The sequence below is a fragment of the Hungatella hathewayi WAL-18680 genome, assembly GCF_000235505.1.
GTDB classification, from domain to species: domain Bacteria; phylum Bacillota; class Clostridia; order Lachnospirales; family Lachnospiraceae; genus Hungatella_A; species Hungatella_A hathewayi_A.
In genome coordinates, this window is record NZ_JH379027.1 from 1,794,198 (window position 1) to 1,803,379 (window position 9,182).

At 54.3% G+C, this 9,182-nt stretch carries 9 protein-coding genes and 1 pseudogene; all 10 read left to right on the forward strand.

Translation table 11 applies throughout. The annotated features are described in order from the left end of the window. Positions 1-3,413 (forward strand): annotated as a pseudogene (locus HMPREF9473_RS08040) (hypothetical protein); the annotation flags it as partial. Continuing rightward, complete coding sequence (locus HMPREF9473_RS08045) at positions 3,410-3,835, forward strand: hypothetical protein (protein ID WP_006779584.1); 426 nt, start codon at positions 3,410-3,412, stop codon at positions 3,833-3,835. The pseudogene HMPREF9473_RS08040 and the gene HMPREF9473_RS08045, both read left to right, overlap by 4 nt. Before the next feature lie 16 nt (positions 3,836-3,851). After that, positions 3,852-4,478 carry a hypothetical protein gene (locus HMPREF9473_RS08050; protein ID WP_006779585.1) on the forward strand — a complete coding sequence of 209 codons (627 nt, stop codon included), beginning with the start codon at positions 3,852-3,854 and terminating at the stop codon, positions 4,476-4,478. A 25-nt stretch (positions 4,479-4,503) separates the two neighbouring features. Then, entirely contained in the window at positions 4,504-5,046 is a 543-nt protein-coding gene (locus HMPREF9473_RS08055) for a hypothetical protein (protein WP_006779586.1), read from the forward strand. Positions 5,047-5,138: 92 nt separating this feature from the next. Further along, complete coding sequence (locus tag HMPREF9473_RS08060) at positions 5,139-5,744, forward strand: hypothetical protein (protein ID WP_006779587.1); 606 nt, start codon at positions 5,139-5,141, stop codon at positions 5,742-5,744. Between the two features lie 16 nt (positions 5,745-5,760). Beyond that, positions 5,761-6,435: a hypothetical protein gene (locus HMPREF9473_RS08065; RefSeq protein ID WP_006779588.1), complete on the forward strand. Its 675-nt coding sequence runs from the start codon at positions 5,761-5,763 to the stop codon at positions 6,433-6,435. A 47-nt stretch (positions 6,436-6,482) separates the two neighbouring features. Next, positions 6,483-7,172: a hypothetical protein gene (locus tag HMPREF9473_RS08070; protein WP_006779589.1), complete on the forward strand. Its 690-nt coding sequence runs from the start codon at positions 6,483-6,485 to the stop codon at positions 7,170-7,172. 32 nt (positions 7,173-7,204) lie between these two features. Continuing rightward, complete coding sequence (locus tag HMPREF9473_RS08075; protein WP_006778881.1) at positions 7,205-7,399, forward strand: helix-turn-helix domain-containing protein; 195 nt, start codon at positions 7,205-7,207, stop codon at positions 7,397-7,399. Between the two features lie 168 nt (positions 7,400-7,567). Continuing rightward, positions 7,568-7,909 carry a hypothetical protein gene (locus HMPREF9473_RS08080; protein ID WP_006779590.1) on the forward strand — a complete coding sequence of 114 codons (342 nt, stop codon included), beginning with the start codon at positions 7,568-7,570 and terminating at the stop codon, positions 7,907-7,909. A 100-nt stretch (positions 7,910-8,009) separates the two neighbouring features. Next, positions 8,010-8,885, forward strand: coding sequence for a tyrosine-type recombinase/integrase (locus HMPREF9473_RS08085; protein WP_006779591.1), 876 nt, complete (start codon positions 8,010-8,012; stop codon positions 8,883-8,885). Positions 8,886-9,182: the final 297 nt, after the last annotated feature.

Sequence of the window (9,182 nt, forward strand, 5' to 3'; positions counted from 1 at the left end):
CCGCAAAGGTAAATTCCGGTAATCCGGAAGACCCGGCCCTCGGCACGGCCATCTGCGCATTCCTGACAGAAGACATTGATTTAACCGGAGCAAGCTATAACGGAACCGCCGACAATCCAATCCCCTGGGCCCCCATCGGAACCGGTGCGGAGATTTCCGTCAATGGTACATCATCCGTCAACAGTTACCAGGGAACCTTTGAGGGAAACGGGAAAATCATTTCCCACATGAGCGTAGAGCAGGAAGGCTATGGCGGCCTTTTCGGCTGTGCCGGAGGCGGAGCCGTCATCCGGCGTCTGGGCCTTGACGAAACCTGTTCCGTCAAAACCATCGCCTCATCCTCCGGAACCGCCGGAGATGGCACGGCCGCCTTTGTGGGAGCGTTGAAAAGCGTCAATGGCGCCGAACCCCAGCTGGTCATCGAGCACTGCTACACCAGGGCCAGTATCAGCGGTAAGAGTGGCAGGACCGGCGCCTTTTTGGGAAGCGACGATGGAACCTCCGGCACCGGAGCCCAGCGGATTACCAACTGCTACACGGCCGGCCTGATCACCACGGCAAACGGAGAGAAGCCCGGCGCCATCGCAGGCAGCTTTGCCGGCGGCGTCGGCCCCACAGGCGGAATCCGGTACTGCTACTGGGATGCGAACACCAGCAGCGCCTCCGGTGTGACGTTAAATGCCGTAGGGCGTGGAAATGCCGTCACAGCCAATACCTCGTCCAAGACCACGTTGGAAATGAAAAACGACGCCATCCTCGACAGCTTAAACGCGGGGGCATCGCAGACCGTGTGGGAGCGGAGCGACAGCAAAAATGACGGCTACCCGTCATTTCAGGAAATCCAGGTCTTTGCCGACTGGGGAAGCGTGGGCGCCTGGGCGCTGGAGCCCGACTGCGCAAGCGCCACATCCAAAGGAAGCGCCTCCAATCCCTATCTCATCCGCTCGCCGGAGGATTTGGCCTGGTTTGCCTATCAGGTCAATGCCAACGGAAAAACCGGATTGTGCGGAAAGCTGATGGGCGATATCAGTCTGTTCGGCGGTCTCTATGTGGGAAGCAGCGCCTACGATTCCAACGATTATGAAATCATGGCAAAAGCCCTGCAATGGGTCCCCATTGGCAGTGACACCGACGGAAAACGGTACGAGGGAATCTTTGACGGAAACGGCTTTACCATCTATAAAATGCGGGCCGCCGGAGCGGAAAAACAGGGCCTGTTCGGCACCATAGGCGGCAGTACGTCAGGAACCCGCACCGTGATAACCAATACGGGGATTTCCACCAGCCTGCTTCAGGTAACCGGACAGTATGCCGGTGGAATCGCCGGGTATGTGAATGGAAATAACGTGACTATCAGTTTGTGTCAGAACACAGGAAGCCTAAGCGGCTCCGGAGCCTATTACGGAGGCATCATCGGAGGAGCCGATGCGGTGGAGAATCTTGTCATAGACGGATGCGGCAACAGCGCCGCCGGAAACATTTCCAACGGCAGCTATGAATATGTGGGCGGAGTTCTGGGCGGTTTTGAGGATGTGACCACAGCTGCCACCATCCGGAATTGCTACAACCTGGGCAAAGTGGCAGGCAAGGCCAATGTGGGAGGCATCACGGGAAGCGCCACCCAGGCGGCCCAGAAAATCACTGCCAGCTACAACGCCGGTACCGTGTCAGGCACCGGTGCGGCAGGAATCACCGGTGCGGGAACCCAGGAAAATGTGACAGACTGCTATTACGAGACGGGAAAAACCGCGGACACCTACGCCACAGGACTGGCGCAGAATAAACTAAAAACCTGGGGCGCGGCCTGGAGCTTAAATGGCAGGAAGGTGACCCAGGCCACCGGGATATCCTGGGACTGCACCGGCGATTATCCATATCCCACCACATCACCTCTGGGAGCGAAAAACTGGGAGGTGGTGGCGAATGGAATTGTGGACGGTTTCGTGGACATGGAGCCGCTGACATCCGGCAGTTACACGATAAAAACCGCGGAGCAGCTGGCCTGGTTTGCCAGACAGATAAACACCGGCGCCATAGCGGCAGGTACAGGGGCCGTCCTGGCGGCCAACATTGATTTGTCGGGAAATGCGGCCGGAAGCAGCTATGTCATCAGCGGAAAGCTGCCGTGGGTGCCAATCGGAGCCACAGTGGCCCGCGCCTACACCGGAACTTTCGGCGCTGATACATCCGCCGGAGCCGGAACCACTTACGAGATAAGCGGTCTCTATATCCCATCCGCATCCTATGCCGGATTATTCGGCATTGTATCCGGAGGAAAATTGTCCGGAATCGGCGTAAAACAGGCGCAGATAACCGGTGCCGATCCGGATACATCCGGAACCGAAATTTCCTGCGCCGGAGGAATTGCGGCCAGACTGCAAAACGGCGCGTCCGTCACCCGGTGCTATAACCGGGGCGGCAGCCAGGTATCGGCCAGAGGCGCATCGGGAGCATTAGCCGGAGGAATCGCAGGCCAGCTTGCCGGAAACAGCACGGTGAAGGACTGCTATGATATGGAAGCCGTGGTAACCGCGTCAGGTACCACAGTGGGAACCACGGGAGTCTACGCCGGAGGAATTGCGGGGGACGCGTCAGCAGGAGGAATTCAAAACTGTTACTATGCGTCCAATACGGTTGGGCAGGTCAGCTATATCGGCAGCGGTAAGGCGGGTTCTATTGCAGGCCAGCCGGGAGCCGCCGGAAGCATCGTCCGGTGTTATAGCGACCTATCCCTGTCGGACAGCGCCCAGGTCGGCGCGCTGGGAACTGGCGATGACACGGCCAGACAGAAACAGGTGGACGATTTGAACACGGTGACAGCAAGCTCCGTGGATACGGAGCGGAAGAGAAGTGACCGGGTCTGGTTCACCAGCCTTCAGACAGAAGAGACGAAAGGACTGCCCACCTTTGCTGCTCCGGTCATGCTGGAAGTAACGCTGAATCCGGCGGACAGCGAATCCGGAAGAACCGTGGCTCTCGGACAGACCATATCGGGAGCCGCCTACCGGGGCGTCCATCAGGAACATGGAAGCAGCCAGACATTTACTTTGACGGGAACCAGTGTGGTGGCCGGCAATTACCGGAAATATGGGGAGACCAATGCCAACGCCTGCCTGGGAATTCTGGCCGGCAGTAAGGATTTAAAAACTCTGACCCCGTCCCTTCTTCAGCCAAACGCATCGGCAGGTGATGTGAGCCAGCTCACGTTCTACAACGGAGCCGCTTACACCTGTCCGGACACACGGGCCATTTTGATTGATTTTGTATCGGGAGGCGTCCGGTATGAGGTGAGAGCCGAGCTGGCGGGAGTGACGGAGAAAGTGCTGAGTGTAGTGCTGCCCACCAGCGTCCACATCAACATCAGCCCTGACGGAACGAAAAAACCAGCCACAGCACGGATATCCAGCTGGTGAATAAAAATGATTACCCCGTCGAGGGCAGCATCCGGAATCTGGAGCCGATGACCGGGGCCGGGTATGTGACGCTTCAGCCCATAAAACCGGGGCTGGATGTAACCGCAAAGAAGGGGCAGATAACGAAGACGGGAGTCAAGCTGGGTATTGACAACTTAAAGAGTGGAACGACATCCGGGACCGCGCTGACGCCCTCCATTGTGTACTACACACCGGCAGATTCGGCGGCGGGAACGGAGGATTCCTGGATGCATTACCGGCTGAAAAGCAATGGCACGCTCTGGTATCAGTATTTCATGGAATATGCCGCGGACCACTATTACATGGATGACCTTGCCAACTACGGATACAACGTGACATATCAGTTTTCCATAGCGAAAGAGGATTACACGGCGGATATCCAGGCAGAGATTATTCCATAGACAGGCGGGCAGACAGATGAAGGAAAATGAGAGCAGGAAAAAAAGGAATCACCGCAGACCGTCGCCGGGAATAGGCCGGGCCATAACGGCCGGTGTGATGTTAACAGGAATTCTGGCAGCAGGGGCCGCCACGGCAGTCTTCATGGCGGCTGCCCACACCCTTCCGGCCCCCATCCAGGCCCAGCTGGATATCCGCCCGGACCGGCACGCCAAACAGGGGAGTCTTAATGCCGGGGATTCCATGGAGGTGGCGGAGGGAAGCTTCTGGGTGGTGATGAACCAGCTTCCAATCGTGGAGGAGGGGGCCGGGGAGTGCGCCATCCAGTACGAGAATCCGCCCGGCAATCATTACAGCGCCAGACTCAGCCTGTATCTGGAGGAGACGGGAGAACTGCTAGGCAGTACCACCCGTGTGGACCCCGGCTATTATGTGGAGACGCTGGCATTAAAACGGAATCTCCCACCGGGAGAATACCCGCTGAACGCCAGAATTGAGCTGTTCCAGCACAAGACTCCGGCTGGGGAAATGTCGGTTAATGTGACGCTCCGGGTCACAGAACGGGCCGGAGGACAGAAAGACATCGAATCGGTAACAGACATGGGAACAGAATCGGGAACAGACCTGAAACAGACACCAAAATAGAAATGAACATGGAGGAAATGCCCAAATGAGCAGGAAACACAATTATAGAATTCACATAAATCTGCTAATCCTCCTTCTATCCCTGGGGTTCTGCCTGGCTGTGCTGGCAGCTTCCTGGTATTACATCCATACCCGCAGCCAGCCATTACCGGCGGCAGAACAGCCGGCGTCTCTGGTGGCGGAGGGAAATGTGAAGACAGGAACCCTTCACAATCCGGAGGAGCGCCAGAAAGAGCTGAACCAGATTGTGGAGGAGGGCATGCTGGCATTTTCCATCAATGCCACACCGTTTATGAAAAACGGGGCTTCCACCGCCAATCTTCTGGTGGAGAATCCTCCCGGCAACGGGAAACGGTTCACCATCACCATTGAGAGGGACGACACCGGGGAGGAAATCTACCAATCCGGCTATCTGGAGCCGGAGCAGTATATCGATTACGTGCCGCTGGATGTCACCCTCCCTAAAGGAGAGTATCCCTGCACAGTCTATTTTGACGCCTACCGCATCGGCGATGACACCTTCATCGGACGGGCAGGCGCCCAGATTACCCTGTATGTGCTGGAGTAGAGGTGGAATATGACAGGGACAGACGAAAAAGACAGAGATAGGTGAAAAAAACAGAGATAAAGGAGGTGGAAGCAGAGGTGCGGAAGAGAAAAATGCCGGAGGACAAGGCAGATAACACCGTGCGGAACATGGCGGCGGAGCAGGGCGGAGGCAGAAAGAGACGCTCTGTCCGAAGCCCGTCAGGCAGGAATGTGGGAGCCGCCTTCTGTCTGCTTCTGGCCGCATGCCTGGTGGCGGGAGCCGCATGTTATGCCGTCAGACGAAGGCACCCGCCGGAGCGCCCGCCCGGCCTGGTATATGAGGCCAACGTGGTATCCGGGGACATTCCCGGAAAATCCAGGGAGGAGCGCCAGCGGGAACTGGACAGCATGGTGGAGGAGGGAATGCTCAATATGTCCATGAACATTACCCCGTTTGGAAATGCATCCGGCGGCGACAACTCCGTCAACTGGCTGATAGAGAATCCCTCCAACCAGGGCAAGCTGATACGGGTGGAGGTGATTCGCAACGACACCGGGGAAAAAATCTTTGAGACCGGAGCCATCCGTCCGGGAAACTATCTGGAATCGGCGCCGCCGGATGTGAGACTGCCGGCCGGGGAATACCCCTGCACGGCCGTATTTCTGGCATACCAGGAGGAGAGCGAGGCCCTGATCGGACAGGCCGCGGTGGAAATCCGGCTGACCATACAGGAATGAAAGGAGGGAAGGTACAGTGAGACTGAAACAGGGAAGACGATGCATGATGGCCGTGCTGTTAATCGGCGCGCTCCAGACGGTTCAGGCATATCCGGCGTCCGCCCAGGCGCCGGCCCAGACCGGGGAGGTGACCTTCTCTCCCTGGGATGGAGGAACCACAAGTGATTCCGTTCTGACAGGACGGATCAAGGTGGAACTCATATCGGTGGAGCTGCCGGCGGGCGGCATGGAATTCAGCGTCAATCCGGAGGAGACCTTCGGGCTTTCGGAGCCGGGGGCACAGATAGGAAGCCCCGGCATTTCCATCAGGAATCGCTCGGTGGTGCCGGTGAGACTGGAGATATCCGACGTGGCGGCCATGGAGGAGGGGGATGTGACATTTGAGCGGCCCTTCTCGGACCAGGTGGAGCAGTCCTTCCAGCTGAAAGACAGAATCGCGGAGGTGGGGGCGCCCGGAACCGCCATTCTCGCCCTGGGACTGTCGGGGCGGACTTACCGGGATGAGCAGGAGTTTGAGCAGTATGCCATCGTACCGGGACGCGGCGGCATTTTCCTCACCGATATTCCGGCGGAGACGGGAGTGGAATTGAAGGTGTACGGAAAGGTCATGCCGGATTTCTATGGGAAGTACAGCTTTACCGTACGCCCCACATTGAAAATCAGTGCAGTTGTGGCAGAGCCAGCTGATTGAGATAGAGGAACACCCATTATAACAAGAAAATCAGGAGGAAACGAAGTATGAAGACATGGAAGAGAGCAGCAGCGGTGGCCGCGGCCATTGCAATGACGGCGGCGGGAAGTCTGCCGGTGTATGCGGATGCCGTGGAGGCGGTGACGGAGTCGAAGACATTTGGAAAGGATGGAGGGTCCGCAAGCTCCACATTGACTGGGACCATCAGCATTACCAACATCAGTGTCATGGTACCGATTACGGCCGGATTTGATATCGACCCCAACAAGTCGACGGCGGTGACATCCCAGACGGAGCAGCAGATACTTGCACAGGCCAGCAATTATACGATCACGAACCAGTCCGACGTTGATCTGGACGTCAGCATCACGAAAGTGGTGGGAGCGGCCGGAGTAGGCGGCGTGGTCCCGAGCATCACCAACAATGTGGACGATTTGGGAGCCAGCGGCGGCGCCGGGAAAATCATGTTTTCCATCCGCCCAAAAGCCACCAGCATCGCCAGTATACCGGCCCTGCCGGCTTCCGGAGCGGACACGACGAAGGCATGGCTGAATCCGGGCGCGGATGGAGCGATTGACAATACCTACAAATTTACCGACGCCGGAGCCGTGTATACACTGGCGGCAAAGGGAAATGTACAGCTGTGGCTGTACGGCGCCACCAAGAACGGCTGGAACCAGAACAACACATTCACCATCACCCCAACCTTTACGGTGAAGCTGCACGAGACCACATAAAGACATTCATGATCAGATAGGAGGTATTTTCAATGGCAACCAGAATCCCATGCACCCCATTTGGCAAGAAAATGAAAATCGCAATGGTAGAACAGGATATCCCACAGCAGGAACTAGCGAAGCGGCTAGGAATCGCCAATTCCACGGTCAGCGACATTATTTATGGCCGCAACCAGTGCGAGCGGACCAAAGAGCGCATCGCGGAAACCCTTGGAATTAAAGGGTGATTTGATAAACGGGCTGTTGGAATGACAGACTGTTAAAAAAGTTTATCCAATAGAGTTTCTGTAAAAATTATTTATGGAAATTCTATTGGATATTTTTATGATTTTGGAATTGCATCTTATTCAGAACTGTTGAAGTTAGGTCGATTTTTTATTATACTGAAAAGAAAAATGGCCGTATGGGAGGAATTTCAGGGAATCTATTATGTGAAAGGTCTGATTGTCCGGGCGAATGCGGAGCAGTATGAGGAGGTAAGAAAAATGTGTGATGCATTGGAAGCATTATTTGCCGATGAGTTGAAGAAGAGAGAAGAACGAGGGAGAGAGCAGGGAGTTTTGCTGAATCTTGTTTATCAGGTTCGAAGGAAAAAGAGCAAGGGAATGGCCGTAGAGGAGATAGCAGAGATTTTGGAAGCAGATGAACAGCTGGTGCGGAAGATGTATCAGGTGCTGGAGTCGCATCCGGATAATTCAGATACGGAGATTGTTGAAATTTTAAAAGTTTCAGTGTAGGTCCGTTTGCGTCAAAATAATACAGTATCATATTGAAAAAATCCCCCGAATTGTATAAGATAGAACTATCATACAAAAGCAAAGGGGGATTTTTTTAATAATGGAAGAACGTAAAAATGTGAACTCTGTGACAGAGGAGATATTTGAAAGGTATCAACGATATCTAAGAGAGGAAGAGAGAAGCCGTGCCACGGTGGAGAAATATATCCGGGATGTGAGGAAATTTGTGGAATATGTGCAATCAACCGGGAAGAGGGAATTTGATAAAGAGTTGGTTTTGGAGTATAAGCAGTATCTCAATGAGCGCTACAAGACAACCAGTGTCAATTCCATGCTGGCGGCCATTAACAGTTTTTTTGATTACCTGGGGTGTGGGGAATGCCGGGTGAAACTGTTTAAAATTCAACGGGTTCAGTATTGCGAAACGGAGAAGGAGCTGACAGAGAAGGATTATGAGCGGCTGGTACATGCGGCAGAGAGGAAAGGCGATGTCCGTATGAGCATGCTGTTGCAGACCATTGGCAGTACCGGAATCCGAATCAGTGAACTTCGGTTTATCACAGTGGAAGCGCTGGAGACGGGGCGGGCGGATATTTATAATAAGGGGAAATCCAGGGTGGCTCTGCTGCCGGTGGAGCTGGTGAAGGTGTTGAAGAAGTACTGCCGGAAGGTGGGGATTGAGAGTGGGAGTATTTTCATAACGAGGAACGGGAAGCTGATGGACAGGAGTAACATCAGTAAGAGAATGAAAGCATTGGGGAGAGAAGCCGGAGTGGATACGGCGAAGGTGTTTCCTCATAATTTCCGTCATCTGTTTGCAAGGGCTTTTTACAGTATTGAGAAAGATGTGGTCCGGCTGATGGATTTGCTGGGGCACTCGAATATCAGCACCACCAGGATTTACACTATGAGTACGGAGGAACAACCGAGGAGGCAGATGTCGCGGATGCGGATGGTGCTGTCCAGTTCCATATAAATAAAAAATACCCCATAATGAGTATTATGCGGTATCTACAACATCTAAAAGAAGGGATTTCCCTTCATGATATAGTCTATTATACCCACTTTCGTAAAAATTAGCAAGATTGGAAATAGGAAAAAAATAGCAAAATACGAGGAAGAATTACGCAGAATTGTGGTGTAATAGGGAAGAAAATACCGGTGATTTGGTCGTTTTGGGGTCGTGAAATACGCCTGTTTGTGGTGCCATAAAAATCATTTACATCTATGCTATTCGGTTTGATATCCCAATACGAGAAGCGAAAATAGCAAT

Coding starts and splice junctions, on each gene's coding strand:
- HMPREF9473_RS08050 (WP_006779585.1), top strand. CDS start 3,852: ATGAAGGAAAATGAGAGCAGGAAAAAAAGGAATCACCGCAGACCGTCG.
- HMPREF9473_RS08055 (WP_006779586.1), top strand. CDS start 4,504: ATGAGCAGGAAACACAATTATAGAATTCACATAAATCTGCTAATCCTC.
- HMPREF9473_RS08060 (WP_006779587.1), top strand. CDS start 5,139: ATGCCGGAGGACAAGGCAGATAACACCGTGCGGAACATGGCGGCGGAG.
- HMPREF9473_RS08070 (WP_006779589.1), top strand. CDS start 6,483: ATGAAGACATGGAAGAGAGCAGCAGCGGTGGCCGCGGCCATTGCAATG.
- HMPREF9473_RS08075 (WP_006778881.1), top strand. CDS start 7,205: ATGGCAACCAGAATCCCATGCACCCCATTTGGCAAGAAAATGAAAATC.
- HMPREF9473_RS08080 (WP_006779590.1), top strand. CDS start 7,568: ATGGCCGTATGGGAGGAATTTCAGGGAATCTATTATGTGAAAGGTCTG.
- HMPREF9473_RS08085 (WP_006779591.1), top strand. CDS start 8,010: ATGGAAGAACGTAAAAATGTGAACTCTGTGACAGAGGAGATATTTGAA.